Annotated in this window: 28 protein-coding genes; 15 read left to right on the top strand and 13 right to left on the bottom strand. The window is 59.7% G+C overall.

Going from position 1 to position 25,711, the window contains the following annotated elements:
* The first annotated feature begins 41 nt into the window (after nucleotides 1–41).
* Nucleotides 42–542 (top strand): universal stress protein, encoded by a 501-nt coding sequence (locus PspS35_RS08745; RefSeq protein WP_159933624.1) that lies wholly within the window; start codon nucleotides 42–44, stop codon nucleotides 540–542.
* Nucleotides 543–645: 103 nt separating this feature from the next.
* Nucleotides 646–1,620 (top strand): HTH-type transcriptional regulator CysB, encoded by a 975-nt coding sequence (cysB, locus tag PspS35_RS08750; RefSeq protein WP_003189876.1) that lies wholly within the window; start codon nucleotides 646–648, stop codon nucleotides 1,618–1,620.
* Nucleotides 1,621–1,625: 5 nt separating this feature from the next.
* Here the strand turns inward: cysB and PspS35_RS08755 are convergent, their stop codons facing one another.
* A complete protein-coding gene (locus tag PspS35_RS08755) occupies nucleotides 1,626–2,108 on the bottom strand; it encodes a transcription elongation factor GreAB (protein ID WP_159933625.1) in 483 nt (160 codons plus the stop codon).
* Between the two features lie 12 nt (nucleotides 2,109–2,120).
* On the bottom strand, nucleotides 2,121–2,489 hold the full coding sequence (locus tag PspS35_RS08760) for a hypothetical protein (RefSeq protein WP_159933626.1): 369 nt from the start codon (nucleotides 2,487–2,489) through the stop codon (nucleotides 2,121–2,123).
* Nucleotides 2,490–2,621: 132 nt separating this feature from the next.
* Between PspS35_RS08760 and earP the strand changes: the two genes are divergently transcribed.
* Nucleotides 2,622–3,755 carry an elongation factor P maturation arginine rhamnosyltransferase EarP gene (gene earP / locus PspS35_RS08765; protein WP_159933627.1) on the top strand — a complete coding sequence of 378 codons (1,134 nt, stop codon included), beginning with the start codon at nucleotides 2,622–2,624 and terminating at the stop codon, nucleotides 3,753–3,755.
* 49 nt (nucleotides 3,756–3,804) lie between these two features.
* On the top strand, nucleotides 3,805–4,377 hold the full coding sequence (locus PspS35_RS08770; RefSeq protein WP_017734414.1) for an elongation factor P: 573 nt from the start codon (nucleotides 3,805–3,807) through the stop codon (nucleotides 4,375–4,377).
* Between the two features lie 65 nt (nucleotides 4,378–4,442).
* On the opposite strand, the gene PspS35_RS08775 is transcribed toward PspS35_RS08770, so the two are convergent.
* The 4 genes from PspS35_RS08775 to PspS35_RS08790 form a co-directional block, all read right to left on the bottom strand.
* Entirely contained in the window at nucleotides 4,443–5,459 is a 1,017-nt protein-coding gene (locus PspS35_RS08775; protein WP_159933628.1) for an alpha/beta hydrolase, read from the bottom strand.
* Between the two features lie 27 nt (nucleotides 5,460–5,486).
* On the bottom strand, nucleotides 5,487–5,906 hold the full coding sequence (locus PspS35_RS08780; protein WP_159933629.1) for an organic hydroperoxide resistance protein: 420 nt from the start codon (nucleotides 5,904–5,906) through the stop codon (nucleotides 5,487–5,489).
* Between the two features lie 245 nt (nucleotides 5,907–6,151).
* Nucleotides 6,152–6,604: a MarR family transcriptional regulator gene (locus PspS35_RS08785; RefSeq protein ID WP_159933630.1), complete on the bottom strand. Its 453-nt coding sequence runs from the start codon at nucleotides 6,602–6,604 to the stop codon at nucleotides 6,152–6,154.
* An 80-nt stretch (nucleotides 6,605–6,684) separates the two neighbouring features.
* Nucleotides 6,685–7,635 carry a LysR family transcriptional regulator gene (locus PspS35_RS08790; protein WP_159933631.1) on the bottom strand — a complete coding sequence of 317 codons (951 nt, stop codon included), beginning with the start codon at nucleotides 7,633–7,635 and terminating at the stop codon, nucleotides 6,685–6,687.
* A gap of 108 nt (nucleotides 7,636–7,743) precedes the next feature.
* Between PspS35_RS08790 and PspS35_RS08795 the strand changes: the two genes are divergently transcribed.
* Entirely contained in the window at nucleotides 7,744–8,493 is a 750-nt protein-coding gene (locus tag PspS35_RS08795; RefSeq protein ID WP_159933632.1) for a sulfite exporter TauE/SafE family protein, read from the top strand.
* On the opposite strand, the gene PspS35_RS08800 is transcribed toward PspS35_RS08795, so the two are convergent.
* Nucleotides 8,483–9,364, bottom strand: a complete 882-nt coding sequence (locus PspS35_RS08800) for a LysR substrate-binding domain-containing protein (protein ID WP_159933633.1) — start codon at nucleotides 9,362–9,364, stop codon at nucleotides 8,483–8,485. The genes PspS35_RS08795 and PspS35_RS08800 overlap by 11 nt on opposite strands.
* A gap of 70 nt (nucleotides 9,365–9,434) precedes the next feature.
* On the opposite strand from PspS35_RS08800, the gene PspS35_RS08805 reads away from it, so the two are divergent.
* Nucleotides 9,435–9,641 (top strand): DUF1127 domain-containing protein, encoded by a 207-nt coding sequence (locus tag PspS35_RS08805; protein ID WP_238786004.1) that lies wholly within the window; start codon nucleotides 9,435–9,437, stop codon nucleotides 9,639–9,641.
* 45 nt (nucleotides 9,642–9,686) lie between these two features.
* On the top strand, nucleotides 9,687–10,901 hold the full coding sequence (locus PspS35_RS08810; RefSeq protein ID WP_159933635.1) for a winged helix-turn-helix domain-containing protein: 1,215 nt from the start codon (nucleotides 9,687–9,689) through the stop codon (nucleotides 10,899–10,901).
* A gap of 50 nt (nucleotides 10,902–10,951) precedes the next feature.
* On the opposite strand, the gene PspS35_RS08815 is transcribed toward PspS35_RS08810, so the two are convergent.
* Nucleotides 10,952–12,298, bottom strand: coding sequence for a 3-deoxy-7-phosphoheptulonate synthase class II (locus PspS35_RS08815; RefSeq protein ID WP_159933636.1), 1,347 nt, complete (start codon nucleotides 12,296–12,298; stop codon nucleotides 10,952–10,954).
* Nucleotides 12,299–12,422: 124 nt separating this feature from the next.
* Between PspS35_RS08815 and PspS35_RS08820 the strand changes: the two genes are divergently transcribed.
* Complete coding sequence (locus PspS35_RS08820) at nucleotides 12,423–13,178, top strand: spermidine synthase (protein WP_159933637.1); 756 nt, start codon at nucleotides 12,423–12,425, stop codon at nucleotides 13,176–13,178.
* Nucleotides 13,179–13,273: 95 nt separating this feature from the next.
* Here the strand turns inward: PspS35_RS08820 and PspS35_RS08825 are convergent, their stop codons facing one another.
* Nucleotides 13,274–14,065, bottom strand: coding sequence for a crotonase/enoyl-CoA hydratase family protein (locus PspS35_RS08825; RefSeq protein ID WP_159933638.1), 792 nt, complete (start codon nucleotides 14,063–14,065; stop codon nucleotides 13,274–13,276).
* A gap of 423 nt (nucleotides 14,066–14,488) precedes the next feature.
* Here PspS35_RS08825 and PspS35_RS08830 point away from each other — a divergent pair, with 423 nt between their 5' ends.
* Complete coding sequence (locus PspS35_RS08830) at nucleotides 14,489–16,162, top strand: DEAD/DEAH box helicase (RefSeq protein WP_027606997.1); 1,674 nt, start codon at nucleotides 14,489–14,491, stop codon at nucleotides 16,160–16,162.
* Nucleotides 16,163–16,231: 69 nt separating this feature from the next.
* Here PspS35_RS08830 and PspS35_RS08835 read toward each other — a convergent pair whose 3' ends face one another.
* Nucleotides 16,232–16,999, bottom strand: a complete 768-nt coding sequence (locus PspS35_RS08835; protein WP_159933640.1) for a class III extradiol ring-cleavage dioxygenase — start codon at nucleotides 16,997–16,999, stop codon at nucleotides 16,232–16,234.
* Between the two features lie 105 nt (nucleotides 17,000–17,104).
* Between PspS35_RS08835 and PspS35_RS08840 the strand changes: the two genes are divergently transcribed.
* Nucleotides 17,105–17,761, top strand: a complete 657-nt coding sequence (locus PspS35_RS08840) for a thiopurine S-methyltransferase (RefSeq protein ID WP_159933642.1) — start codon at nucleotides 17,105–17,107, stop codon at nucleotides 17,759–17,761.
* A gap of 57 nt (nucleotides 17,762–17,818) precedes the next feature.
* On the opposite strand, the gene htpX is transcribed toward PspS35_RS08840, so the two are convergent.
* Nucleotides 17,819–18,706 (bottom strand): protease HtpX, encoded by an 888-nt coding sequence (gene htpX, locus PspS35_RS08845; protein ID WP_159933644.1) that lies wholly within the window; start codon nucleotides 18,704–18,706, stop codon nucleotides 17,819–17,821.
* A 305-nt stretch (nucleotides 18,707–19,011) separates the two neighbouring features.
* On the bottom strand, nucleotides 19,012–20,223 hold the full coding sequence (locus tag PspS35_RS08850) for a pyridoxal phosphate-dependent aminotransferase (RefSeq protein ID WP_159933646.1): 1,212 nt from the start codon (nucleotides 20,221–20,223) through the stop codon (nucleotides 19,012–19,014).
* A gap of 202 nt (nucleotides 20,224–20,425) precedes the next feature.
* On the opposite strand from PspS35_RS08850, the gene msrB reads away from it, so the two are divergent.
* The 3 genes from msrB (at nucleotide 20,426) to PspS35_RS08865 (ending at nucleotide 21,904) form a co-directional block, all read left to right on the top strand.
* Nucleotides 20,426–20,818: a peptide-methionine (R)-S-oxide reductase MsrB gene (gene msrB, locus PspS35_RS08855; protein ID WP_159933648.1), complete on the top strand. Its 393-nt coding sequence runs from the start codon at nucleotides 20,426–20,428 to the stop codon at nucleotides 20,816–20,818.
* A 127-nt stretch (nucleotides 20,819–20,945) separates the two neighbouring features.
* A complete protein-coding gene (locus PspS35_RS08860) occupies nucleotides 20,946–21,431 on the top strand; it encodes a glutathione peroxidase (RefSeq protein WP_159933650.1) in 486 nt (161 codons plus the stop codon).
* Nucleotides 21,428–21,904 (top strand): MarR family transcriptional regulator, encoded by a 477-nt coding sequence (locus PspS35_RS08865; RefSeq protein ID WP_159933652.1) that lies wholly within the window; start codon nucleotides 21,428–21,430, stop codon nucleotides 21,902–21,904. Before PspS35_RS08860 ends, PspS35_RS08865 begins: the two co-directional genes overlap by 4 nt.
* Here the strand turns inward: PspS35_RS08865 and PspS35_RS08870 are convergent.
* Entirely contained in the window at nucleotides 21,858–24,167 is a 2,310-nt protein-coding gene (locus PspS35_RS08870) for a response regulator (protein WP_159938009.1), read from the bottom strand. The two genes, PspS35_RS08865 and PspS35_RS08870, sit on opposite strands and share 47 nt — an antisense overlap.
* A gap of 162 nt (nucleotides 24,168–24,329) precedes the next feature.
* On the opposite strand from PspS35_RS08870, the gene PspS35_RS08875 reads away from it, so the two are divergent.
* Nucleotides 24,330–25,220 (top strand): ATP-binding protein, encoded by an 891-nt coding sequence (locus PspS35_RS08875; protein ID WP_159933654.1) that lies wholly within the window; start codon nucleotides 24,330–24,332, stop codon nucleotides 25,218–25,220.
* Nucleotides 25,217–25,699: a GAF domain-containing protein gene (locus PspS35_RS08880; protein ID WP_159933656.1), complete on the top strand. Its 483-nt coding sequence runs from the start codon at nucleotides 25,217–25,219 to the stop codon at nucleotides 25,697–25,699. The genes PspS35_RS08875 and PspS35_RS08880 overlap by 4 nt, the downstream gene beginning before the upstream one ends.
* The last annotated feature ends 12 nt before the right edge of the window (nucleotides 25,700–25,711 follow it).

Raw genomic sequence — 25,711 nt, forward strand, 5'->3', positions numbered from 1 at the left:
GCTCATTCAATCTCCTCCATCCTGGCAGTCCGGGAGGTTTTATGATTCGTTCGATGCTGTACGCCACGGACCTTGGCCTGTATGCGCCGTATGTGATGCAACACGCACTGGCGCTGGCGCGAACGTTCAAGGCTGACCTGTATGTGATCCACGTTGTCGAGCCGATCGGGCTGTTCGCCGAATCGGTGTTGCAGAGCTACCTTGATGAAAAGGCCTTGAGTGAATGGCAGCGCCAGGGGATGACTACGGTGATGGCGACTATCGAGCAGCGGGTGCTCGACAGTTTTCGCGAGGAGTTGGGGGAGGGCGAGCAGGACCTGAAGTTGATCCGCTCGGTACGGGTGATCCAGGGGGACCCGTGCGAGGTGATTCTCGACCAACTGCGTAAACTTTCCATCGACTTGTTGATCGTAGGAAGTCACAGCGATGCAACGGCGGCGGCCACGCCGCTTGGGCGCACCGCTGCACGGGTGTTGCAGCTGTCTACGGTGCCGGTTTACATGGTGCCGTCGTTACAACGTCGACGCAGTGATGACGCGTGAATGGTAAAAACGATAAAAAGTTCTAGATTTATAAGTCTAACCTTTAATATAGTTATATACCGTCGCTGATACCCGTGGCGTCTATCTGCTTTGAGGGACACATATGAAGCTTCAACAACTGCGCTACATCTGGGAAGTGGCGCACCACGACCTCAACGTTTCCGCTACTGCTCAAAGCCTTTACACCTCGCAACCCGGTATCAGCAAGCAGATCCGCCTGCTCGAAGATGAGTTGGGCGTGGAAGTGTTCGCACGCAGCGGCAAGCACCTCACCCGCGTCACCCCGGCTGGTGAACGCATTATCACCACCGCCGGCGAGATCCTGCGCAAAGTCGAAAGCATCAAGCAGATTGCCCAGGAGTTCTCCAACGAGAAGAAGGGCACCCTGTCGATTGCCACCACTCACACCCAGGCGCGTTATGCTCTGCCGCCGGTGATCCGCGACTTCATCAAGCAATACCCGGACGTGGCCCTGCACATGCACCAGGGTTCGCCGATGCAGATCGCCGAGATGGCTGCTGACGGCACCGTCGATTTCGCCATCGCCACCGAGGCCCTTGAGTTGTTCGGCGACCTGGTGATGATGCCGTGCTATCGCTGGAACCGCTGTGTGGTGGTGCCTCAAGGTCACCCGTTGGCCAAGCTGCCAAAGTTGACTCTGGAGGCCCTGGCGGAATACCCGATCGTGACTTACGTGTTCGGTTTCACCGGCCGCTCCAAGCTCGACGAAGCCTTCAGCCATCGCGGCCTCACGCCGAAAGTGGTCTTCACTGCCGCCGACGCCGACGTGATCAAAACGTACGTGCGCCTGGGCCTGGGCGTGGGTATCGTGGCCAAGATGGCGGTTGATACCAACCTCGACAAAGATCTGGTGGTGCTCGATGCCAGCGAGTTGTTCGAGTCCAGCGTGACCAAGATCGGCTTCCGTCGTGGCACGTTCTTGCGCGGGTTCATGTGCGACTTCATCGAGAAGTTCGCGCCACACCTGACCCGCGAAGTCATGGCCAAGGCGATCCAGTGCCATAACAAGCAGGAACTGGAAGAATTGTTCGACGGCGTTGAACTGCCCGTCCACTGAGTGGCTTATCGGGCCTCGGTAACCGTGAACAGTTGCCGGGCGCCTGCCACCAGAATCTCTACCTCATCACCTTCGAACTTGCCCAGCAGGCTTTTGCCCAGGGGCGAGCGCGGGGTGATGACGGTCACCGGTTGCCCGACCACATCCACCTTCAAGCCGGCTGCATCAGGCGCCAGGAACAGCCATCGCTGGCGACCGCTCTCGTCTTCCAGGCCCAATAATGCGCCGATTTCTATCCCTCGCTGATCATCGTAGGCGCGCAACTGCAGGTTCTGGCACAGCACCAGCGACTGCTTGATTTCCTCGACCCGCTTGGCCTGGCCGGCCGCGAGATACGAAGCCTCCAACCCCAGGGTGTCGTACTTGTTTTGCGCAATGTTCTCTTCGTGAGTCGCAGTTTCATAGGCGGTCTGCGCGGCGCGTTGGGCGACATCGAGATCGGCGCAGAGCTTTTCCAGAATCAACTGGAGGACGGCATGCTTATTCATGGTTGTGCTTGATCATTCGCAAAATTGCAGGACATTCGCCCGGCTCTTTTCATTGGGCGCGTTCTGGTCCTGTTGCAGCCAGAACTGGCATTTGGGGTTGGACAGGTTACGGGCGTTACTGCGCGCCTGGTCCAGGGTTTGTTGCTGTTCCTGCTTTTGCAGGTTCTGTTGGTACTGCTCGAACATACGGTTGGGCGGTTCCGGGGCGACAACGACCGGTTTGCCCAATTGCTGGACCGCTTGGGCCACCGGCGCAAGACTCTGCGGGAACAGGTAGCGCGAGGCCAGCCAAGTGGTCAGCGCAATGGCGATAAACCCCAGCCACACACCCAAGGCGATAGCGACGCACAGCTTGAGCAGCGATAACGATTGATTCGACATGATGGCCTCCTGGCGGGCATTTGCGGCATAACGGCGATTGTCGCACAGCCTCCGTGCAGAATAATCGCGATCAAGCCTTCTGCATCGGCGCATTTATGCGGACAATCGAGCCTTTGAGTGTTGGAGCCCGGAATGAAAGCCCGCTGGGATATTTTTTGCAGCGTCGTCGATAACTTCGGCGACATCGGCGTGACCTGGCGCCTGGCCCGGCAATTGGTGGCGGAACATGCCTGTGACGTGCGCTTGTGGGTCGATGACCTGCGGGCCTTCGAGCGCATGTGTCCCGAGGTCGATGTGCAACGCGAGCAACAGTGGCAAGAGGGCGTCGATGTGCGTCACTGGCCAGCCGAATGGTTGCCAACGCCGGCGGCGGACGTGGTGATTGCCGCTTTCGCCTGCCAGTTACCGCCAGGCTATATGGAAACCATGGCCGAGCGTGAATGCACGCCACTGTGGATGAACCTGGATTACCTCAGCGCCGAGGACTGGGTGGTGGGCTGCCACCGCCTGCCGTCGGTGAAGTTCAAAGGGGTGCAGAAGTACTTCTTTTTCCCTGGATTCCGACCCGGTACCGGCGGTCTGCTCCGTGAAGCGAAGTTGTTGGAGCAGCGTCGGGCTTTTCAGGAGGATGCCCCTGCGCGGCGACAATTCCTGCAAAGCCTGGGTGTGTTTCCGGCTGAGGATGCGCGGCTGTTCTCACTCTTTGCCTATGAAAATGCCGGTCTCGCCGGTTGGCTGGACAGTTTGTCGACGGACGGGCGTGCCACTCATCTGTTGGTGCCGCAAGGGCGCATCCTCGGTGACGTAGAGCGCTGGCTGGGTGTCGGGGGGCTCGTCGCGGGGGATGTGCATCAGCGCGAGGCCCTGGTCATTCAGGTGCTGGCGTTTGTGCGCCAGGAGCAATATGACCGCCTGCTGTGGTGCTGCGACTTCAACGCAGTGCGTGGAGAAGACTCATTCGTCCGCGCTCAATGGGCCGGGCGCCCGTTGTTGTGGCACATCTATCGCCAGGACGAAGACATCCACCTGGATAAGCTCGATGCCTTTCTGGAGCTGTACACCGACGCCTTGTCACCCGCTGCAAAGATCGCGTTGGTCGGGCTCTGGCAAGCCTGGAACACGGAGGGGGATATGGCACAGCCTTGGAAAAGGCTGCTGGAGCACTGGCCGGAAGTTAGCCAGCACGCCGAAACGTGGTGTCTGGAACAGGCCTTGCAGGCCGATCTTGCGACGGCGCTGGTACAGTTTTATGAAAGTTGGATATGATACGCCACCTTGATTTTTGTAAATCCCATCCAAATTTCGGATATATGCAATGAAAACTGGTAAAGAACTGAAACCCGGTACAGTGATCCGTCTCGAAAACGACCCTTGGCTGGTTCAGAAAGCTGAGTTCACCAAGTCTGGTCGTAACAGCGCAATCATGAAGACCAAGCTGAAGAACCTGCTGACCGGTTACAAGACCGAGATCGTCTACAGCGCCGACGACAAACTGGACGACGTGATCCTCGACCGCAAAGAAGCGACCCTGTCCTTCATCAGCGGCGACACCTACACGTTCATGGACACCACCGACTACACCATGTACGAGCTGAACGCTGAAGATATCGAAGCCGTTCTGCCGTTCGTGGAAGAAGGCATGGAAGACATCTGCGAAGCTATCTTCTTTGAAGACCGCCTGGTTTCCGTAGAGCTGCCGACCACCATCGTGCGTCAGGTTGACTACACCGAAGGTTCCGCTCGCGGTGACACTTCGGGCAAGGTGATGAAGCCTGCCAAACTGAAAAACGGTACCGAACTGGCTGTTGCAGATTTCATCGAAATCGGCGACATGATCGAGATCGACACCCGTGAAGGTGGTTCGTACAAAGGTCGCGCCAAGAAGTAATTCTGGCCCTACCGTACGAAATAGAAAGCCCGACCATGAGTCGGGCTTTTTTGTGCGCGCTGGGGTTACTTCAGGTGTTGCTTGAGCTCCTCGGATGCCTGCAGCAGGGCCGAGCGCACCGCCGGCACTTGGCTCACCACGTTCAACAAACCGTAGTCGTGGATCATGCCGTTGTAGCGCACGGCGGTTACCGGCACACCGGCTTCATCCAGTTTGCGGGCATAGGCTTCACCCTCATCACGCAGTACGTCGGCGCTCGCGGTCTGCACCATCGCGGGCGGCAGGCCCTTGAGTTGCGCGGCCGTGGCCCGCAGCGGCGAAGCGTAGATGTCGGCGCGCTGGTTGGCGTCGGTGGTGTAGTTGTCCCAGAACCACTTCATCATGTTCTTGGTGAGGAAGTGCCCTTCGGCGTACTGGTTGTAGGACGCTGTCTCAAAGTTGGCGTCAGTCACCGGCCACAGCAGCAGTTGGAACTTGATCGCCGGGGTGCCCTTGTCCTTGGCCATCAGGCTCACCACGGCGGCCATGTTGCCGCCGACACTGTTACCCGCTACCGCCAGGCGTGAGCCGTCAACATTGATTTCCTTGCCATGCTCGGCCACCCATTTGGTGGCGGCATACGCCTGGTTGATCGCCACCGGGTAACGGGCCTCAGGTGAGGGTGTGTAGTCGACGAAGACCGCCGCAGCGCCCGAGCCCACCACCAGATCCCGCACCAAGCGTTCATGAGTCGGGTAGTCACCAAGTACCCAGCCGCCGCCGTGGAAGAACATGAACACCGGCAACGTGCCCTTGAGCCCGGCCGGACGCACGATAACCAGGTTCAGCGGCTTGCCATCGACCTGAATGGTCTTGCGGCTGACTTCGGCCTCAGGCAGGGTCAGTTTCACACCGGCCTGGGCACCGGCCAGTACTGCACGGGCGTCCTTGGGCGTCATTTGTTCTATCGGTTTGCCGGTGCCGGCATTCAACACGTCCAGAAAGGCTTGGGTGTTGTGTTCAACTTCACCACCAGCCGCGTAGGCATGGGTGATGGACAGGGCAAGCAAGGTGCCGGCGAGTGCTTTTCCAACTAGATTCATGATCTTCTCCTTGAGCAGCAGCGGGGGTTAGACGATTACTTGCAGGCGTACGTCGACGTTGCCGCGGGTGGCGTTGGAGTACGGGCAGACTTGGTGAGCGGCGTCGACCAGGCTGTGCGCCTCATCCAGGGACAGGCCCGGCAGAGTGACGAGCAGGTCGATGTCCAGGCCAAAACCGCCAGGGATCTGGCCGATGCCAACGTGCGCAGTGACCAAGGCGTTGTCCGGGATTTTGCGTTGGGTCTGGCTGGCGACAAATTTCAACGCGCCGATAAAGCAGGCCGAATAGCCGGCGGCGAACAGTTGTTCCGGGTTGGTGGCCTGGCCGCCTGCGCCGCCCAATTCCTTAGGCGTGGAGAGTTTGACGTCAAGGATATTGTCGCTGGACACAGCGCGACCATCACGGCCGCCGGTGGCGGTGGCTACTGCGGTATAGAGCGTTTGCATGGTACGTTCCCCTCTCTCTTTGCGCAAATTATTAGCGCGTTAAATAGTTAGTGGTAAGAATATATCGCGCAAATAGTTAGCGCGCAATATATTTGCTCAGGCAAAATTCTTCTCCAGTTGTGTGAGGCGACCGTAAGAAGAGATTGCTTTATGAGGTAGGTAGGCAGACTCGGGCTATCAGCTAAATCTGAGTCTGACGCTTGAGAGAGCAGGGGCGGCGAATGCGTGCCCTGAGTGCAGCAGGTTTACAGGCTGTTTTGAAGATTTCCCCGTAGCGTCAGCAAGTCACTTTGCAGCTTGCGCAATTGTTCAATGTCCAGGCCACTGGCACCCAGAATGCACTGGGGGACGCCCATAGCGTTTTCTTGCAGGGCGCGGCCTGCCTCGGTCAGTTCCACCACCACCACCCGCTCATCTTCACGGCTGCGGGTGCGGCTGAGCAGGCCTTCGGCTTCCAGGCGCTTGAGCAGTGGGGTCAGGGAGCCCGGATCGGTCAACAACCGGCTGCTGATTTCACCTACGGTCAGACTGTCCTCCTCCCACAACACCATCATCGCCAGGTACTGCGGATAGGTCAGGCCGAGGGCTTGCAACAAGGGCTTATAGACCTTGGTCATCAACAGCGACGTGGAGTGCAGCGCAAAACACAGCTGATTGTTCAGCATCAGGGATTCGCAGGGGTCAGGATTTTTGCTCATGATGGCGCCTCGAGAAAGCATATCTGGCTTGAAATTTATCGGGCAAATGTTTAATGCGCCAGATAATTCTACATGAGCGGTCAGACCAAGCTGCTTTGTAGTGCCAGATCCCAGGGCGGCACCGGGCTGAAACGGGATTTAAGGTATTCCAGTAACAGACGGCTGCGCGCGTTGGGCTGTTGTTCCAGGCGCAATGCATAGATCCCGCTGGTTTCCGGGCTGGGCAGGCCTTCTTCGCAAAACAGCGGGAGTAACTCGCCACGCACCAAGTATTCACTGGCCAGCCAAGTGGGTAGATGGGCGATACCCAAGCCGGCCAAGGCGCCTGAGAGCAGGGCTTCGGCATTGTTGGCACTCATGCGGATACGTTGCGGGCGATAGGCGGTACGGCGCCCATCCAGTTCGAAGCGCCATGCGAACATCGGTGCAAGGCCATCCCAGTCCAAGCCGTCGTGTTCGCTCAGCTCGCGGGGATGGGTCGGCGTGCCCCGGCTTTTCAGGTAGGCCGGGCTGGCGCAGGCGATACGTACGATGCTCGCCAGGGGCGTGGCAATCAGCCGGGTGTCGACGATATGCCCGGCACGCAGCACCAGGTCGACTTTGCCCAGGTGTGCGCCCTGCATGTCGACAAAACTGTCGATCAGGTGCAAGTGCACATCCAGGCCGGGGTACACATTCAGGAAGTCTGCAATCACCGGCGCCAGGTGCCGCCGGCCAAAGGCTGCCGGCGCATCCACCCGAATCAGCCCCTCCGGTGCATGGCTCAGGGACACGGCTTCGGCCCGCGCCAGTTGCAACTCGCTGACAATCCGCCGTGCGCGCTCGGCAAACGCCAGCCCTGAAGGTGTCGGCACCACTGCGTGGGTGCTGCGCTGGAACAGGCGGCTGCCCACCGAGCTTTCCAGGCTGTCGATACGTCGCGCCACTGCCGAGGGTGTCAGAGGATGGCGGCGGGCGGCGGCGGAGAAGCTGCCGGTTTCCAGCACATCAAGAAACAGGCTCAGTTGGTCGGTGAGGGCGTTGGGATTCATGGGCGGGCACTTATGCGAGATTGGCACAGCCATTGTGCGTTGCTGTGCGTTTCCGCGCCAGGGTCGACTGCGTAGCATGCAAGGCCTGAGAGTGTGGAGTAATGAGCGGTGTTGGATTTAGCGATGTACCTGGTATTGGGCGCGGCCTTGGGCACGGTGGGCGGGCTGTTTGGTATTGGCGGTGGGCTGATTGCCATCCCTGTGCTCGGGGTGTTGTTCGGCCTGGATCAGCAAATCGCCCAGGGCACGGCGTTGGTGATGGTGGTTCCTAACGTGATGCTTGCTCTTTGGCGTTATCACCAGCGCAACCGCATCGAACTGCGCCATGCCTTGCCGCTGGGGGTCATGGGTTTCAGCTTTGCCTGGCTGGGCTCGATTTGGGCAGTGGGCCTGGATGCGGGCGCGATGCGCATCGGTTTCATCGCCTTTCTGGTCGCCTTGTCGGCCTACAACCTGTTACGCATGTTCACCCGCAACGCACCGCCGAGCGCCCAGATGCGTTACTCCTGGCCCTGGCTGGGTGTGTTGGGCGCTGTGTCCGGTTCTATGGGCGGCTTGTTTGGCGTAGGTGGCGCAGTGGTAGCCACGCCGGTGCTGACCAGTGTCTTCGGGACCACCCAAGTGGTTGCCCAAGGCTTGTCCCTGGCCTTGGCCCTGCCCAGTACCGGCGTGACCCTGGTGACCTATGCCTGGCACCACGAAGTGGACTGGACGATCGGCGCGCCCCTGGCGATCGGTGGCCTGCTCAGTATCAGTTGGGGCGTGAAAGTTGCCCACGCGTTGCCTGAGCGATTGCTGCGCGGTCTGTTCTGCGGCTTTCTAGTCGTCTGTGCGGTGATGCTGACTTTTAAAGTCTGAAACCTTCAAGGATATATTCGGCCAGGCACTCGGTGATGGGCGACGTCATTTGCGGGTTGCGTAGCAAGTGCAGGTTCATCGACGGTAGCGGCGGGAAACCCTCGTCGCTGCCGAGGACGCGCAGGTCTTCAGTCACCAGGCTTTCCATGCAGATCATCGCGGCCAGGCCGGCACTGACCACCGCCTGGATCGCCGCCACGTTGGTGCTGTGGTAAGCCAGGCGGTAGTCGCGCCCGGTTGCATCCAATGCTGCGCGGGTCCATTGCGTGTACAGGCAGTCATCGCCGGACACCGCCAGGGGCACGGCGTCGTGCTCCTCTACACAAAAGCAGGGCGCGGCTGCCCAGACCATCCGTTCGGTGCGCAACAGTTCACCGATTTCCTTGCCGGGCTCGCGACTGATCACGGTCAGCGCCAGGTCGCGTCGCTGCATCAACACCGTTGAGGATTCGCAATGCAGTTCGATCTGGATCAACGGGTATGCCTTGGAGAACTGCTTGAGAATGCCCGGAAGGAAACGCATCACGTAGTCATCCGGTGTGCCAATGCGCACCAACCCGACCATATGGGGCTCGCGCAGGGTGTTGAACACCTCGCTGTGCAGTTTCAGGATGCGTCGCGCATACCCCAGTAACACCTGGCCCTCGGGCGTCAGCCGTACCTGCCGGCCGTCGCGCTCGAACAGCTTGCGCTGCAACACGTCTTCTTCGAGACGCTTCATCTGCATGCTTACCGCCGATTGGGTGCGATTGACCAGTTCGCCGGCGCGGGTAAAGCCGCCCTGATCGGCGATGGCGACGAAGGTGCGCAGCACTTCAGTGTCGATACTCGGATAGCCGGACAATTGATCAATCTCTGAGATGTATTGCATAAGAAACATTCGTTGGATTGATCATATAGCGGCGCACACACTGTCGTCATCCCCTAGGGAGGGCGAGAAGATGAAAGGCCAGAAAGGTTTTGTGTTGATGGCGAAGCGGCCGTTTGTAGGGCTGTTTCAAACGATTGCCCGTTGGTACATGTTGTACCGCGAACGCCAGATGCTGGCGACCATGAGCGATGACGCGCTCAAAGACATCGGGCTCAACCGCGCCGACGTGGCGCACGAGCGTCATCGACATTTCTGGGAAGATCCGCTGCGAAAATGACCCCGGATGCAGTAGGGTAGGTCGTGCGCAACCAAGGAGCTGTCCATGCCCGCCGACCTGTCTTTTTCCCTCAAGCAAGCTCGACGCATGGCGCTGGCGGCCCAGGGTTTTTCCGGGCGCCAGGCGCCTGCCCAGATCAAAGCCGCGCACCTCAACCGCTTGATCGATCGCCTGGGCGTGTTGCAGATCGATTCGGTCAATGCCGTGGTGCGCTCCCATTACCTGCCGCTGTTTTCCCGGTTGGGCAATTACTCCCCATTGATACTTGAGCAGGCGGCCTGGAGCCAGGGCCGACGGCGTTCGTTGTTCGAGTACTGGGGGCATGAGGCGTCGCTGCTGCCTATGGCGCTGTACCCGTTGATGCGTTGGCGCATGGGGCGGGCTCAGAAGGGCCAAGGCATCTATTCGCAGATGGCGCGGTTTGGGCGCGAGCAGCAGGCCGTCATTCAGCGCGTGTTGAAGACTGTTGAACAGCAGGGCGCCTTGGGTGCCGGCAGTCTGTCCAGCCGCGAAGAACGTGCGGGTCCCTGGTGGGACTGGAGTGCTGAAAAGCACGCGTTGGAATGGTTGTTCGCCGCCGGCCTGGTCACCGTTGCTGGTCGACGTGGTTTCGAGCGCCTCTACGACTTGCCCGAACGCGTTATCCCTGGCGAGATCCTTCAGCAAACCGCGCTCACGGAGGCCGAGGCCCAACGCGGCTTGTTGTTGCACAGCGCCACCGCCTTGGGCGTGGGCACTGAAAAAGACCTGCGTGATTACTTCCGCCTGGACCCTGCCGACAGTCGCGCCCGCTTGGCCGAGCTGGTGGAGGACGGGCAATTGCTGACCTGCCAGGTGCAAGGCTGGAAGCAGTCGGCTTACTGCCTGCCGGAGCCGAAAGTGCCGCGCAAAGTGCTGGCCAGCGCCTTGTTGTCGCCCTTTGACTCTTTGGTCTGGGAGCGCGCCCGCACCGAGCGCCTGTTCGATTTTCGTTACCGCCTGGAGATCTACACCCCGCAAGAAAAACGAATTTATGGCTACTACGTGCTGCCGTTTTTGCACAACGAGCGGATCGCGGCACGCGTCGACTTGCGCGCCGAACGCGCCAATGGGCGTTTGGCGGTGCATGCGGTGCACGAGCAAGAGCTTGGGCTGGATGACGAAGGAGTGCTGGCGCTGGCGCAGCACCTGCGGCAAATGGCCGAATGGCTGGGGCTTGAGCAGGTGCAGCTCAATTGCCAACGGCCAAGTGCCGCTCGGCTGCGGCTTGCTGGGCTCTAGGGCCCATCGGGGGCAAGCCCCCGATGGCTTCAGTCCTGTCAGCCAAAGCCTCAGCGTTTGACTTGCTTCAGCGTCTCGGCAATCAGGAACGCCAGCTCCAGCGACTGATCGGCATTCATCCGTGGATCGCAGTGGGTGTGGTAGCGGTCCGACAAGCCATCCTCGGTGATCGGCCGTGCGCCGCCGATGCATTCGGTGACGTTCTGCCCGGTCATTTCGATATGAATCCCGCCGGCATAGCTGCCCTCGGCCTGGTGCACCTGGAAGAACTCCTTCACTTCGCCAAGGATCTGCGCAAAGTCGCGGGTCTTGTAGCCGCTGCTGGCCTTGATGGTGTTGCCGTGCATCGGGTCCGAGCTCCACAGCACCTGCTTGCCTTCACGCTGCACGGCGCGGATCAGGTTGGGCAGGTGGTCGCCGACCTTGCCTGCGCCCATGCGCGCGATCAGGTTGAGACGGCCTGGGTCATTGTCCGGGTTGAGGATGTCGATCAGGCGGATCAGGTCGTCGGGGTTCATGCTCGGGCCGACCTTGACGCCGATTGGGTTGTTGACCCCGCGCAGGAATTCGACGTGGGCACCGTCCAGCTGACGGGTGCGGTCGCCGATCCACAGCATGTGAGCCGAGCAGTCGTAGTAGTCGTTGGTCAGGCTGTCGCGGCGCACGAAGGCTTGCTCGTAGTTGAGCAGCAACGCTTCGTGGGCGGTGAAGAAGCTGGTCTCGCGCAGTTGCGGCGAGCTGTCCATGCCGCAGGCGCGCATGAAGGCCAGGGTTTCGTCGATGCGGTCCGCCAGATGGCTGTACTTCTCGGCCAGCGCGGAGTTGGCGATAAAGTCCAGGTTCCACTGGTGCACTTGGTGCAGGTCGGCAAAACCGCCCTGGGCAAACGCGCGCAGCAGATTGAGCGTGGCCGTGGACTGGTGGTAGGACTGCAGCAGGCGGTCCGGGTCCGGTACGCGGCTTTTTTCGTCGAAGCCGATGCCGTTGACGATATCGCCACGGTAGGCGGGCAGGGTGATGCCGTCGATGGTTTCATCGTTGGCCGAGCGCGGCTTGGCGAATTGGCCGGCCATGCGTCCGACTTTCACCACCGGGCAACCGGCGGCGAAGGTCATTACAATCGCCATCTGCAACAACACCTTGAAGGTGTCGCGGATTTTCGCAGCGGAAAATTCGACGAAGCTTTCGGCGCAGTCGCCGCCTTGCAACAGGAAGGCGCGACCCTGTGTCACTTCGGCAAACTGGCGGCGCAACTCACGGGCTTCCCCGGCAAACACCAGCGGCGGGTAGCTGGCCAGGCTCTGCTCCACCTGCAACAGGTGTGCGGCGTCCGGGTACTGGGGTTGTTGCTGGATCGGCAGGGCGCGCCAGCTGTCGGGGCTCCAGGGTTGGCTCATCATGAACTCGATTGGCTGATTGACGGTGGGACGCCAATGTTATCAGCAATTAGTGCGTGACCTGCTGCTGCCGGTTGGCCGACAATCGCGCCTTTGCCGTGCAGCAAACCCGTTAGGAGTAGTGATGACAGAGGAGCGTGTCGAGCGTCTGTTGGCCGAGGTCCATGATGATTTCGGCATGATCCGTGTGCTCGAAGTGGCCGATTACCGTTTTCTCGAATTTGGCGACGCCATTGAGCAAAGCTGCGTGTTCACCGCCGATCCGAGTTGGCTGGAGTACGACTACACCCGCGCGATGCTGATCGGCGCGCTGTGCCATGAGCAGCCGGAGAGTGCGCTGTTTCTCGGCCTGGGCGCTGGCACGCTGACCCAGGCGTGCCTCAAGTTCCTGCTATTGGAAGACGTCGAAGCCATCGAACTGCGTCCCGACGTGCCGCGCCTGGCCATCGAGTACCTGGGGTTGGACGATGATCCGCGCCTGTACATCCGCATTGGCGACGCGCTGGAGTTGTTGGAGACGGCTGAGTCGGCCGACCTGATTTTTGTCGACCTTTATACCGATGTCGGCCCCGGCGTTGGGCACCTGGCCTGGACCTTCCTGGAAAACTGCCAGAAAAAACTCAACCCCGGCGGCTGGCTGGTGATCAATCAGTGGGCAACTGACGACGGCAAGCCACTGGGGGCGGCTTTGCTGCGTGGGCTGTATCACCGGCATTACTGGGAACTGCCGGTGAAGGAAGGCAATGTGATTTTGCTGGTGCCTTCGGAGTTGGATCAGGTGCTGGACCTGGATGCGCTTTCTACGCGGGCTGAAGGGTTGGCGCCGCGTCTGGGGTATTCGTTGCAGCCGTTGATCAAGGCGATTCGGCCGGCTACCTAGTCGCCTGTTTTGGCGCTCTCGGGGGCAAGCCCCCTCCCACATTGGACTGCATTCTCCTGTGGGAGGGGGCCCTCGATAGCGTTTTTACCACCAACTCAAATCCCCTTGAACACCCCCGGCCGCTTCTCGACCATCGCCCGCACTCCTTCCTTGGCGTCCTCGCTGTTCAACAATTTATCCACCATCGGCGGCAACGCTGCCGCCGCCACCGTTTCGCCTTCCATGCGCGCCAGCCGTGCTGACATCAAAGTCGCCTGCACCCCCAGCGGCGCCTGGCGCGCAATGCGGTTGGCCAGTTCGATGGCGCGGGGCAGCAGGTCTTCGCTGGCCATCACTTCCTGCACCAACCCCAGGCGCAGCGCTTCATGGGCGTCGAACTCATCGCCGGTGAGCAGCCAGCGCATTGCATTGCCCCAGCCAGCGATTTGATGAAAGCGCAGTGTCGCGCCGCCAAACGGAAAGATCCCACGCTGTACTTCCATCTGCGCAAAGCGCGTGTTGCTCGCACAGAGGTTGATGTCCGCTGCCAGCATCAACTCGATGCCAATGGTCAGGCAATAACCCTGAGCGGCGACGATGACCGGTTTATTCACGCGCGGGCCGGCAAACACGCCCCACGGATCGCAGCCGCCCAGCGGGGGTTGCCAGCCGCCGGCCATCACCGCACTGACACTGGCCAGGTCCAGGCCGGCGGTGAAGTGGTCGCCGTGGGCAAAGACGATGGCGACCCGTGCAGCGTCGTTTCGATCAAATTCGCCATAAGCCAGGCTTAGCTCATTGAGCAAATCCAGGTCAAAGGCATTGCGCTTGGCCACCCGGTCCAGGCCCAGCAGCAGGACATGGCCCTGGAGATCACGGCTTACGCGGCTACTGCTGGCTTGATTCATCGGGTGTGCCCTCGGGCGCGGGGAAGGGTTTCAGACCAAAGGGTCGTGGTGGTTGGGTGAAACGTTTAAGCGTCATGACCAGCTGGGCCGGGCCTTTGCAAAATAGACCCTGGCGCGGTTATCTGCAAAGACGGTGACGCAGAGCGGTTTATCGGCGCCTTGCGATAAAAAAAGCTCCCTTTTTCAGGTATTTCCGGTATAGTGCGCGCCGGCCTTTAACCGGGCCGCGTTTAGGTAGCGCAATTCCCCGAAGTCAGCTTCGGCTGCACGTCCGCACAGCGGACTCTTCCTTGACGAATCTTTTTCATTCATTCGTTTTCGCAAATCCCCGCCGACAAAGCAGCCAGGGCGACTCTTGAGTCTCAACACGGCATGCGCAGCTTTGGAGCATGGGTCTTTGCGGATGCACTTAGAGGCAGACCCATGACCCAGGAAACCGGCGGCTTCGCCGCTTTTAATCTTAACCCGAACATTCTTGCTGCCGTCATTGCGACCGGCTACGAAGAACCTTCGGCGATTCAGCAGCAATCGATCCCGATCATCATGGCCGGCCAAGACATGATTGGCCAGGCGCAAACCGGTACCGGTAAAACCGCCGCGTTCGCCCTGCCTATCCTGCACTGCATCGATCCTGCCAAGCGCGAGCCGCAAGCCCTGATCCTGGCGCCAACCCGTGAGTTGGCGCTGCAAGTAGCAACCGCTTTTGAAACCTACGCCAAGCAAATGCCAGGCGTTACCGTTGTTGCCGTTTACGGCGGCGCGCCGATGGGCCCGCAACTGAAAGCCATCCGTAATGGCGCTCAGATCGTTGTGGCTACCCCAGGCCGTCTGTGCGACCACCTGCGTCGTGATGAGAAAGTCCTGTCGACCGTGAACCACTTGGTTCTGGACGAAGCTGACGAAATGTTGAAGCTGGGCTTCATGGATGACCTGGAGGTCATCTTCAAGGCGCTGCCACCGACCCGTCAGACTGTATTGTTCTCGGCCACCCTGCCACAGTCGATCCGTGCCATTGCCGAACGCCACCTGCGCGATCCGCAACATGTGAAGATCCAGACCAAGACTCAGACCGTTACCGCGATCGAACAGGCTCACCTGTTGGTTCACGCTGACCAGAAGACCTCGGCTGTATTGAGCCTGCTGGAAGTCGAAGACTTCGACGCCCTGATCATGTTCGTGCGCACCAAGCAAGCGACCCTGGACCTGGCCAGTGCCCTGGAAGCCAAAGGCTACAAAGCCGCTGCGCTGAACGGTGACATCGCCCAGAACCAACGTGAGCGCGTGATCGACTCCCTCAAGGATGGTCGTCTGGACATCGTTGTAGCGACTGACGTAGCTGCGCGTGGCCTTGACGTTCCACGTATCACCCACGTGTTCAACGTTGACATGCCTTACGATCCAGAGTCCTACGTTCACCGTATCGGCCGTACTGGCCGTGCGGGTCGCGAAGGTCGCGCACTGCTGCTGGTGACTCCACGTGAGCGCCGCATGCTGCAAGTGATCGAGCGTGTAACCGGTCAGAAAGTTGCCGAAGTCCGCCTGCCGGATGCCCAGGCTGTTCTCGATGCCCGCATCAAGAAACTGACCAACAGCCTGTCGCCACTGGTGGCTGACGCTGAATCGACCCACGGCGACCTGTTGGACCGCCTGACCGCCGATATCGGTTGCACCCCACGTGCCCTGGCTGCTGCTCTGCTGCGCAAGGCCACCAACGGTCAGGCCCTGACCCTGGCAGCCATCGAGAAAGAGCGCCCACTGGTGCCGAACAACGCGCCACGCGGTGATCGTCCAGAGCGTACTGGCGACCGTCCGGACCGTGGTGATCGTGAGCGTCGCGCTCCGGTTCCATTGGCTGAAGGTCGTGCTCGTTGCCGTACCGCGCTGGGTGCGCGTGATGGTATCGCTGCCAAGAACCTGCTGGGCGCTATCCTCAACGAAGGTGGCTTGGCACGTGAGGCCATTGGCCGTATCCAGGTCCGTGACAGCTTCTCCCTGGTGGAGTTGCCGGAAGACGGTCTGGAAAAGCTGCTGACCAAGCTCAAAGACACTCGCGTTGCCGGTAAGCAGTTGAAGCTGCGTCGCTACCGCGAAGATTGATCTGCCCTCGGGTTGATTGATCGCAGATAAAAAATCCCCGACTGGTTCGGGGATTTTTTTGCTTTGGGTTTAGCCGAAGCGGTAGATGTCCATGCCCAGCGCGCCCAGGGTGAAGCCTTGGTGTGCAATGCTGAAGTCGCCGCCGGCGCCGCGGGCAAAGTACAACGGCAGCAAGTGTTCATCGCTGGGGTGGCTGCGCACAGCGTGTGGGGCCTGGCGACGGTAATCGTGCAGGGCGGCTTCATCGTTGGCTGCGAGTTTATCCACCACCCAGTCGCGAAAATCCCGCGCCCACGGTTCGATGCTTTCAGGCCCGGCGTGCCAGTCCAGTTCACCGAGGTTGTGGGTGATGCTGCCAGAGCCGATCAGCAGCACGCCTTGTTCGCTCAGGCCCGCCAAGGCATGGCCGACCCGGGTTTGCAGGGCAGGGCCCATGCGGCTGGGCAAGGAGACTTGCACCACCGGGATATCTGCCTCGGGGTACATTAGCGACAGCGGCACCCAGGTGCCGTGATCGAAGGGGCGCTGGTCGTCGATGCGTGCATTCAGGCCGTCGGCGCGCAGCAGTCCGACGATTTGACCCGCCAACTGCGGATTGCCCGGTGCAGGGTATTGCACCGCAAACAGCTCGCGGGGGAAGCCGCCGAAGTCGTGCCAGGTTTCGGGGGCAGCGCTGCCGCTGACCAGTAGTTCGTGACTTTCCCAATGTGCCGACACCACCACTATCGCCTTGGGGCGGGGTATTTCAGCGGCCAAGCGTTGCAGTGCCGGTCCGCTGGCGCCGGGTTGAAGGGCGAGCATGGGCGAACCGTGGGAAATAAACAGGCTGGGGAGCATAGGATAGGTCCTGGGCGTTAACATGAGCCCATCTTCAGTCAGATCATTGATCTAAATCTAATATAAGTTTTAGTGCTATTTGATCGAATTTTCGGAGGTTATTCCATGGAGCCCAAGTTTTGGCAGGAGCGCTGGGCGCGCAATCAGATCGGTTTCCATTTGCCTGAGGTCAATCCTTCCCTGCAACGGCATTGGCCGTCGCTGGCCCTTGCTGAGGGGGCCAAGGTGCTGGTGCCGCTGTGTGGCAAAAGCCTGGACCTGATGTGGCTGGCGAGCCACGGTTATCGCGTGCTCGGCGTTGAGCTGTCGGAGCAGGCAGTTGAAGCCTTCTTCAGCGAGCAGAGCCTGACGCCGCGAATCACGCAGCGCGGTGTGTTCAAGGTGTACCAAGCTGATCTTATCGAAGTGTGGTGCGGCGATTTCTTTGCCCTGGATGCTGAGGCCCTGGCTGATTGCACTGCGCTCTACGACCGTGCCGCTCTGATTGCCTTGCCGCCGTTGATGCGCGCGCAGTACGCCGAGCAGTTGAACAGCCTGCTGCGTCCGGGCTGCCAGGGCCTGTTGATTACCCTTGACTACGACCAGACGCAAAAGGCCGGTCCGCCGTTTGCGGTGACGGATGATGAAGTGAAGGTGCTGCTGGGAGCGCACTGGAGCGTGCAGGTGCTCGAGGAGCAAGACATTCTGGGTGAGAGCTGGAAGTTCGTGCAGGACGGCGTCACGCGTCTGGACGAGCGGGTGTACAGAATCGCGCGGGAATAAATGGTTTTCCACAAAAAAGGGGCGATCCAATCGCCCCTCTTCAGCTTGCCAGTGCTATCAGCCCCGGCGACGCAGTGCGTCAATACGCTCTTCCAGCGGCGGGTGACTCATGAACATGCGAGCCAGACCCTGCTTGATGCCACCGTTGATGCCAAACGCCGTCAGGCTGTCCGGCATATGCACCGGCAGGCCTTGCTCGGAACGCAGGCGTTGCAGCGCGCCGATCATCGCGTTGGTGCCCGCCAGGCGTGCACCGGCTTCGTCTGCGCGGAACTCACGTTTACGCGAGAACCACATCACGATCGCGCTGGCCAGGAAGCCCAGTACCACTTCCGCAAAGATGGTCGCCACGAAGTAGGCAATACCGCGTCCGCCTTCGTTCTTGAAGATCACCTTGTCGACGAAGTTGCCGATGATCCGTGCGAAGAACATCACGAATGTGTTCACCACACCCTGCACCAGCGCGAGGGTGACCATGTCGCCGTTGGCCACGTGGCCAATCTCGTGCGCCAGCACTGCCTTGACTTCGTCGGGCGAAAAACGCTCCAGAAGCCCCTGGCTGACAGCCACGAGGGCGTCGTTCTTGTTCCAGCCCGTGGCGAAGGCGTTGGCCTCGTAAGCAGGGAAAATCCCCACTTCGGGCATTTTGATACCTGCTTCTTGGGACAGCTGCTCCACGGTTTGCATCAGCCATTGTTCATGGCGAGTGCGTGGTTGGGTGATGATCTGGGTACTGGTGCTCATCTTCGCCATCCACTTGGAGATGAACAGCGAGAACAGCGAGCCGGCAAAACCAAACACCGCACAGAAAATCAGCAGCTGATTGAGGTTCAGATCAACCCCGTTGGCCGCCATGAACCCGTTGAAGCCGAAAAGGCTCAGCGTAACGCTGGCAATCAGCACGACCGCCAGGTTAGTGGCCAAGAACAGCAGGATGCGCATCATGGTTGTAGGGTTCTCCTCATGCTTAATATGTCGCTTACTGCGGGGTATATAAGGTGCTGCATGGGGCGATTCAACCGAGCGACTATTTCAAACTGTGTCCTACAGCCTGAATGTAGAGCCTTGAAGGGATTTTCCGATGATTATCGCACTCCGTGCTCAGCCCCTACACCGTCCTGAAACCCTTTGGTTAAAGGGGGATCGCCGCTGGCGAGCGGCAAGTGCGGTGCGGGGAAGGGGGATGATCAGAGAAGTGTTGCCGGATACTCGCTGTACAGCAGGATGCCAGCTGTACAGCACTATTTTTGTTACTGGCGGTACGACTTGAGGAAATTGCCGATACGACCAATCGCCATGTCCAGGTCATCCACTCGCGGCAACGTCACCACTCGGAAGTGATCCGGCCATGGCCAGTTGAACGCCGTGCCTTGGACCACCAGCAGCTTTTCCGACAGTAGCAGGTCGAGCACGAACTTTTCGTCGTTGAGGATAGGGCAGACTTTCGGGTCGATCCGTGGGAAGGCGTACAGCGCGCCCATGGGTTTCACGCAACTCACGCCCGGGATCGCGTTGAGCAGTTCCCAGGTACGGTTGCGCTGTTCCAGCAGGCGGCCTTGGGGCAATACCAGGTCATTGATGCTTTGGTAGCCGCCCAGGGCGGTCTGGATGGCGTGCTGGCTCGGCACGTTGGCGCACAGGCGCATGTTGGCCAGCATGTCGATGCCTTCGATGTAGCTCTGTGCGTTGTGCTTAGGGCCAGAGATGGCGATCCAGCCGGAGCGGAAACCCGCCACGCGGTAGGACTTGGACAGGCCATTGAAGGTCAGGCACAGCAGGTCCGGCGCCAGGGAACCGGTGCAGATATGCACCGCATCGTCGTAGAGGATTTTGTCGTAGATCTCATCGGAGAACACCACCAGGTTGTGCTGGCGGGCCAGTTCAAGCATACCCAGCAACACGTCCTTGGAATACACGGCACCGGTCGGGTTGTTCGGGTTGATGATCACCAGGGCCTTGGTGTTCGGCGTGATCTTGGCCTTGATGTCGGCCAGGTCCGGAAACCAGTCGGCGCCTTCGTCGCACAGGTAGTGCACCGGGTGGCCACCGGCCAGGGTCACGGCAGCGGTCCACAGTGGGTAGTCCGGTGCAGGCACCAATACTTCGTCGCCGTTGTTCAGCAGCGCCTGCATGGACATCACGATCAGTTCGGACACGCCATTACCCAGGTAGATGTCCTCGATGCCGACACCTTCAACCTGCTTCTGCTGGTAGTACTGCATCACGGCCTTGCGCGCACTGAACAGGCCTTTGGAGTCACTGTAGCCCTGGGCGGTAGGCAGGTTGCGGATCACGTCCTGGAGGATTTCGTCCGGCGCTTCGAAACCAAAGGGCGCCGGGTTGCCAATGTTCAGCTTGAGGATGCGATGGCCTTCCTCTTCCAGGCGTTTGGCGTGCTTGAGCACTGGGCCGCGAATGTCGTAGCAGACGTTGGCGAGCTTGTTCGATTTGCTGACCTGCATGGCGATGTGATCCTGAAAATGAACGATCCAGTCGGTGTGGGCACTACCGTACTGTGAATCCTGCGAGGCCCGCACCCATAAATACGTTTGAATGCCGATAGCGCGGGTGCCAGACTGGCGTTTTGAAGAGGCGCAATCATACGTGCCGCCTGATCCATGGAAAAGACACAGATCAGGCTTTTTCAGTTGCCGAGGTGTACCGATGGACAAGTTGCAGAAAACCGTTGAAGAGTGGAAGGCCATGCTCGATCCCGAGCAGTACAACGTGTGCCGGCTCAAAGGTACCGAGCGACCTTTCAGCGGCAAGTACAACGGCACGAAGACAGATGGCGTGTATCACTGTATCTGCTGCAATGAGCCGTTGTTCGATTCAAACACCAAATTCGATTCCGGCTGCGGCTGGCCTAGCTTTTATGCACCGATTGCCGACAGCGCGATGATCGAGATCCGTGACGTCAGCCACGGCATGATCCGCACCGAAGTCACCTGCGCCAAGTGTGATGCCCACCTGGGCCATGTGTTCCCGGATGGCCCACCGCCGACAGGCCTGCGTTATTGCATCAATTCCGTGTGCCTGGATCTAGTGCCGCGCTGAATTCAGCGTGGCCTCGCTATCATGGCGGGGCCGGCTGATAGTGCGCTATCAGTCTGATCAATTAGATTGCGCGCAATTTAATTGAACGCTATGTTTTACCTCTTTGCGCACTTATCGAGGCATTGCCATGAGCGACAACCTGCTGAGCATCCCTTGCACCACCATCAAGGGTGAGCAAAAGACCTTGGCCGATTTCGCCGGCAAGGCCGTCCTGGTGGTCAATACCGCCAGCAAGTGCGGCTTCACCCCGCAGTACAAGGGGTTGGAGCAACTCTGGCAGCAATATAAAGATCAGGGCCTGGTGGTCCTGGGCTTTCCCTGCAACCAGTTCGGCAAGCAGGAACCCGGTGACGAAGTCGCGATTTCCGAGTTCTGCGAACTGAACTTCGGCGTCAGTTTTCCGCTGTTCAAGAAGATCGACGTCAATGGCAGCGAGGCCCATCCGCTGTTTGTACAGCTCAAAAAACAGGCGCCGGGCCTGTTGGGCTCCAAGGGCATCAAGTGGAACTTCACCAAATTCCTTATCGGCCGTGACGGCCAAGTGGTCAAGCGCTTCGGCCCGACCACCAAGCCCCAGGACTTGACCCACGAGATCGAAGCCCTGCTCAAATGACCGACTTGGCCCTGGACAACCAGCTGTGCTTCAAGCTCTACGCTGCCTCACGTGCCGTAACCCGGGCCTACAAGCCGATGCTCGATCAATTGGGCCTGACGTACCCGCAATACCTGGCGATGCTGGTGTTGTGGGAGTGGCACGTCGCAACGCCGACGCAACCCACCGTCAAGGCATTGGGCGAACGCCTGATGCTCGATTCGGGTACGTTGACGCCTTTGCTCAAACGTCTTGAGCAACTTGGCTGGGTGATGCGCCGACGCGGTACCCAGGATGAGCGCGAAATGCACCTGAGCCTGAGTGACAGCGGCGTGCAACTGCGTGATCAGGCTCTCGCGCTGAAGACCCGGCTGCTGTGCGACAGCGGTGTCGACCTGAATCAGGCCGACGCCTTGCGCGACGGCTTGGATCAACTGCTGGCACAGATCAGAGTGTTGTCGTCGTCGGCACCCACAGGTCCAACAGGGCGTTGAGTTCTTCACGGCGGAACGGCTTGGCCAGGTAATCACTCATCCCGGCTGCACGGCAACGCTCGCGTTCTTCGGACATCGCGTTGGCAGTCAAAGCCACGATAGGCAGGTCCGGCCAGCGCCCGCTGCGGCGAATCTGTCGACTGGCTTCGTAGCCATCCATCACTGGCATATTGCAGTCCATGAGGACCATATCGAAGCGTTGTTCTTCAAGAAATTTGAGCGCTTCGCCACCATGGGCGGCCACGATCACTTCGCAACCCAATTTGCCGAGCATGCCTTTGGCCACCAGTTGGTTGACCGGATTATCCTCCACCAACAGGATGCGTGCCCGGTGCGCAAGGGGTGCGGCATCCAGTTGGATCGGGTCAAGGATCAACTGCGTGCCACTGATCAAGTTGCGCTGCAGGATCTGATACAGCGCGTTGCGGCTCAAGGGACGTGCTTGTTGATGCAGCGGCGACAGCGCCGCGACTTCTTCGCTGGGCATGAAGTTGCCATAAGCCGTCACCAGCAGAATGGGCGCAGTAATGCCCGGCCGTATGCGGAACAGGCACTCCGGGCAGTCGGTGATCAGCAGGTCGGGTGTTTGCCCGCTCAAGTCGTCATCCATGGTGAAGCAGCGCGGTGTGAGCCCCCAGCTCGGTAATAGGGTGCTGAGCAGCTCTGTCAGGCCGCTGCCAGCGTTGGTGATGGCGATGACCTGGCCTTTGAGGGGCGGCGGTTTCACGGCGGGCAAATGGGGTGGAAGTGGCAGGTCTGCGCAGAACTGGCTGCCAAACCCTGCCTCGGAGCTGATACTCAAGCGTCCCTTCATCGCTTCGCAGAGGTTGTAGGTCAGTGCCAGGCCCAGGCCCGTGCCGCCAAACTGGCGAGTGATACCGGCGCCGGCCTGGGTGAACGGTTGGAATATTTTCACCTGGGCCTCCTGCGCAATACCGATGCCGGTGTCGCAGACTTCAATGCGTACCCCACCGTCGTGAGCGCTGAGGCGCACATCCACCCGGCCGAAACGTGTGAACTTCAAGGCATTGGACAGCAGGTTACTGACGATCTGGCGCACACGGGTCGGGTCGCCGAGTACCTGGGCCGGAAACAGCGGGTCGATCAGGCAGGTCAGTTCCACGCTGGGCGCGGCGTTCTGCGACAACAGGTTGGCAGTGTCTTCCACCTGTGAGCCCAGGTCGAACGGGATGCGCTCAAGCTCCAATTGGCCGGCATCGAACTTGGACAGGTCAAGGATATCGTTGAGCAGTTCCACCAGTACCTTGCCGGAGTCATGGGCAATGGACAATTGTTGGCGCTGCTCAGCGTTCAGTGGGCTGTCCAGCGACAGGGCGATCATGCCTAGCAGGCCATTGAGCGGGGTGCGGATTTCGTGGCTCATGTTTGCCAGGAACGCCGCCCGGGCCTGGGCCATCGCCAATGCGTTCATCTTCGCCGCTTCCAGCTCGTCGTTGGACCGGGTCAGACGCTGGTTGCTGGCCTTGAGCTCAAGGGTGCGCGCGGAGACGATGTCCTCCAGTTGCCCCAGGTATTCGGTCAATCGGTCTTCGGCATGGCGACGTTGTTGGATTTCGGTTTCCATGTTTTCGAATTGCTGGTTGGCAACGTTGACCAGCACACCAATTTCATCGTTTTCATGCCCCGCTGGGCAATCCAGGCGAGCCTGCTTGCGTGTGCTCAGCTCGCGAATGATCCACACCAGCGGTTGGGTCAGCATTACGTAGAACAGGCCCAGCAGGATGCCCGTCAGCAGCAGGCTGCGGGCGAAGCCGTTGAGCAGCGTAATCTCGGCGCGGCGCAGGAAGCGGCTGCCAAAGGCATAGGTGTCGACATCCAGGCGCAGCACTCCGAGGGATTCGTTAGGCATGTGGCTCAGGAATAGCCGGTCCTCGAATTGGCGGGTGGCACCAAACATCATGTCACTCAATCGTCGATAAGGGCTTTCCTTGCGTGGCCGGTCGACATCGGCCAACACCACGCCATTGTTATCGATCAACTGCGCACGAACGATGGCCGGGGAGTGCAGCAGGCCAAGCGTCAACTCCTGGGCCAGTTCGGCATCGATGTTGTAGGCGATACGTGATGCAGGGTTGTGGCTGATTTCGATCAGCGAGCGTATTTCACGGTTGATGGATGCGTCTTCGCTGGCATAATCGATGCCGATTTGAATCAAACTGAGCAAGGTTCCTAAGACAAAACCGACTAGCACAGTCAATCGAGCTTGTTTATAAGACAAGCGGTGGGCGAACTTGATATCCATCGAGTGTTGAACCACTTCACGTTTCCCTTCGCCCGGCAAGCATAGCTGAATATCAACAGACGTTGACTTGCCCGGCATGAATCGTTTTTACGCAGCCCCGTGCGGCCTGTCGCAGGGTTGTCAATACGCCATCTTTTGCAATAACTTGCCAGAGGAATAATTGTGGATTCTCGATTGAATGCCTTTCTTGAGCGGGCCGACGCTGTGCTCGCCCGCCTGGAACCTTTGTTGCCCGCACCACGCCACGCCGTCGACTGGAACCAATGCCTGGCCGCCCGTTGGCAGCGTGAAGGCCGCAGCGGCTTCCTGTTGCCCCTGGAAGTCAGTCTCGATATGCGCCTTTGCGACCTGATTGGCGTGGACAAGCAGCGCGAAACGCTGGCGCGCAACACCCAGCAATTCCTCGACGGCCTGCCCGCCAACCACGCGTTGTTGTGGGGTTCTCGTGGTACCGGAAAATCATCCATGGTCCGCGCTTTGCTGGCACAGCATGCCCAGGCGGGATTGCGCTTGATCGAAATTGAGCGTGATCACCTGGCGGACCTGCCGCGAGTAGTTGAGCAACTGCTCAAGCTGCCGCAGCGTTTTATTCTGTTTTGTGACGACCTGTCGTTCGAAGCCGGCGAAGGCGACTACCGTGTGCTCAAGAGCGTGCTGGATGGTTCCCTGGAGCAGGCGCCGGAAAACGTGCTGCTGTATGCCACGTCCAATCGCCGCCACCTGGTACCGGAAAACCAGAGCGACAACGACAACTGGAAGCGTGTCGACGGAGAGCTGCACCCAAGCGAGGCAGTGGAGGACAAGATCGCCTTGTCCGATCGTTTCGGTTTGTGGCTGTCATTCTATCCCTTCACCCAGGAGCATTTTCTGGAAGTGGTGGAGCACTGGATTGGCGAGCTGGCACGTAAGGCCGGCCTACAGTGGCAGCGTGATGAAGCACTCGATATTCTCGCCGTGCGCTGGGCGACCGGACGCGGCAACCGCAATGGCCGTTGTGCCTATCAATTCGCCCGTTACTGGGTAGGTCTCAAACTGCTGGAGCGTCAACCATGATCGATTTGCAACAAGCTGGTACCGGCCTGGATGGCTACGCCATGCTTTGTGCACAACTGGAGTCGTTGTTGGCCGATGAGCGCGATTTCATTGCCAACAGTGCGCAGTTTTCTGCGTTCCTGTTCAATCAGCTCGACGATTTGAACTGGGCCGGCTTTTACCTCAACCGCAATGAAGAACTGGTGCTTGGCCCGTTCCAGGGCCAGATAGCCTGTGTGCGTATCCCGTTTGGTCGTGGCGTATGCGGTGCGGCTGCGGCCTCACGGCAAACCCAGCGTGTAGAGGATGTGCACGCGTTTGCGGGGCATATCGCCTGTGACAGTGCATCCAACAGTGAGCTTGTAGTGCCGCTGGTCAAGGACGGCCGTTTGGTTGGCGTCCTGGACCTTGATAGTCCGTTACTTGCCCGCTTTACCCCGCGGGACCAGGCCGGTATCGAACAGCTCGCGGCGATTTTCCTGCGCTTGACCGACTGCTGATAGAACCAGGGG

It is taken from the genome of Pseudomonas sp. S35, from assembly GCF_009866765.1.
Classification (GTDB): domain Bacteria; phylum Pseudomonadota; class Gammaproteobacteria; order Pseudomonadales; family Pseudomonadaceae; genus Aquipseudomonas.

Excerpts from the sequence above, each read along its gene's own strand:
- PspS35_RS08880 (WP_159933656.1), top strand. The coding sequence starts at position 25,217 with ATGATCGATTTGCAACAAGCTGGTACCGGCCTGGATGGCTACGCCATG.
- PspS35_RS08850 (WP_159933646.1), bottom strand. The coding sequence starts at position 20,223 with ATGCAGGTCAGCAAATCGAACAAGCTCGCCAACGTCTGCTACGACATT.
- PspS35_RS08840 (WP_159933642.1), top strand. The coding sequence starts at position 17,105 with ATGGAGCCCAAGTTTTGGCAGGAGCGCTGGGCGCGCAATCAGATCGGT.
- PspS35_RS08830 (WP_027606997.1), top strand. The coding sequence starts at position 14,489 with ATGACCCAGGAAACCGGCGGCTTCGCCGCTTTTAATCTTAACCCGAAC.
- earP (WP_159933627.1), top strand. The coding sequence starts at position 2,622 with ATGAAAGCCCGCTGGGATATTTTTTGCAGCGTCGTCGATAACTTCGGC.
- PspS35_RS08815 (WP_159933636.1), bottom strand. The coding sequence starts at position 12,298 with ATGAGCCAACCCTGGAGCCCCGACAGCTGGCGCGCCCTGCCGATCCAG.
- PspS35_RS08760 (WP_159933626.1), bottom strand. The coding sequence starts at position 2,489 with ATGTCGAATCAATCGTTATCGCTGCTCAAGCTGTGCGTCGCTATCGCC.
- PspS35_RS08780 (WP_159933629.1), bottom strand. The coding sequence starts at position 5,906 with ATGCAAACGCTCTATACCGCAGTAGCCACCGCCACCGGCGGCCGTGAT.
- PspS35_RS08870 (WP_159938009.1), bottom strand. The coding sequence starts at position 24,167 with ATGGATATCAAGTTCGCCCACCGCTTGTCTTATAAACAAGCTCGATTG.
- PspS35_RS08835 (WP_159933640.1), bottom strand. The coding sequence starts at position 16,999 with ATGCTCCCCAGCCTGTTTATTTCCCACGGTTCGCCCATGCTCGCCCTT.
- PspS35_RS08800 (WP_159933633.1), bottom strand. The coding sequence starts at position 9,364 with ATGCAATACATCTCAGAGATTGATCAATTGTCCGGCTATCCGAGTATC.
- PspS35_RS08745 (WP_159933624.1), top strand. The coding sequence starts at position 42 with ATGATTCGTTCGATGCTGTACGCCACGGACCTTGGCCTGTATGCGCCG.
- PspS35_RS08790 (WP_159933631.1), bottom strand. The coding sequence starts at position 7,635 with ATGAATCCCAACGCCCTCACCGACCAACTGAGCCTGTTTCTTGATGTG.
- PspS35_RS08785 (WP_159933630.1), bottom strand. The coding sequence starts at position 6,604 with ATGAGCAAAAATCCTGACCCCTGCGAATCCCTGATGCTGAACAATCAG.
- PspS35_RS08820 (WP_159933637.1), top strand. The coding sequence starts at position 12,423 with ATGACAGAGGAGCGTGTCGAGCGTCTGTTGGCCGAGGTCCATGATGAT.
- PspS35_RS08805 (WP_238786004.1), top strand. The coding sequence starts at position 9,435 with ATGAAAGGCCAGAAAGGTTTTGTGTTGATGGCGAAGCGGCCGTTTGTA.
- PspS35_RS08775 (WP_159933628.1), bottom strand. The coding sequence starts at position 5,459 with ATGAATCTAGTTGGAAAAGCACTCGCCGGCACCTTGCTTGCCCTGTCC.
- PspS35_RS08860 (WP_159933650.1), top strand. The coding sequence starts at position 20,946 with ATGAGCGACAACCTGCTGAGCATCCCTTGCACCACCATCAAGGGTGAG.
- PspS35_RS08770 (WP_017734414.1), top strand. The coding sequence starts at position 3,805 with ATGAAAACTGGTAAAGAACTGAAACCCGGTACAGTGATCCGTCTCGAA.
- PspS35_RS08865 (WP_159933652.1), top strand. The coding sequence starts at position 21,428 with ATGACCGACTTGGCCCTGGACAACCAGCTGTGCTTCAAGCTCTACGCT.
- cysB (WP_003189876.1), top strand. The coding sequence starts at position 646 with ATGAAGCTTCAACAACTGCGCTACATCTGGGAAGTGGCGCACCACGAC.
- msrB (WP_159933648.1), top strand. The coding sequence starts at position 20,426 with ATGGACAAGTTGCAGAAAACCGTTGAAGAGTGGAAGGCCATGCTCGAT.
- PspS35_RS08825 (WP_159933638.1), bottom strand. The coding sequence starts at position 14,065 with ATGAATCAAGCCAGCAGTAGCCGCGTAAGCCGTGATCTCCAGGGCCAT.
- htpX (WP_159933644.1), bottom strand. The coding sequence starts at position 18,706 with ATGATGCGCATCCTGCTGTTCTTGGCCACTAACCTGGCGGTCGTGCTG.
- PspS35_RS08755 (WP_159933625.1), bottom strand. The coding sequence starts at position 2,108 with ATGAATAAGCATGCCGTCCTCCAGTTGATTCTGGAAAAGCTCTGCGCC.
- PspS35_RS08810 (WP_159933635.1), top strand. The coding sequence starts at position 9,687 with ATGCCCGCCGACCTGTCTTTTTCCCTCAAGCAAGCTCGACGCATGGCG.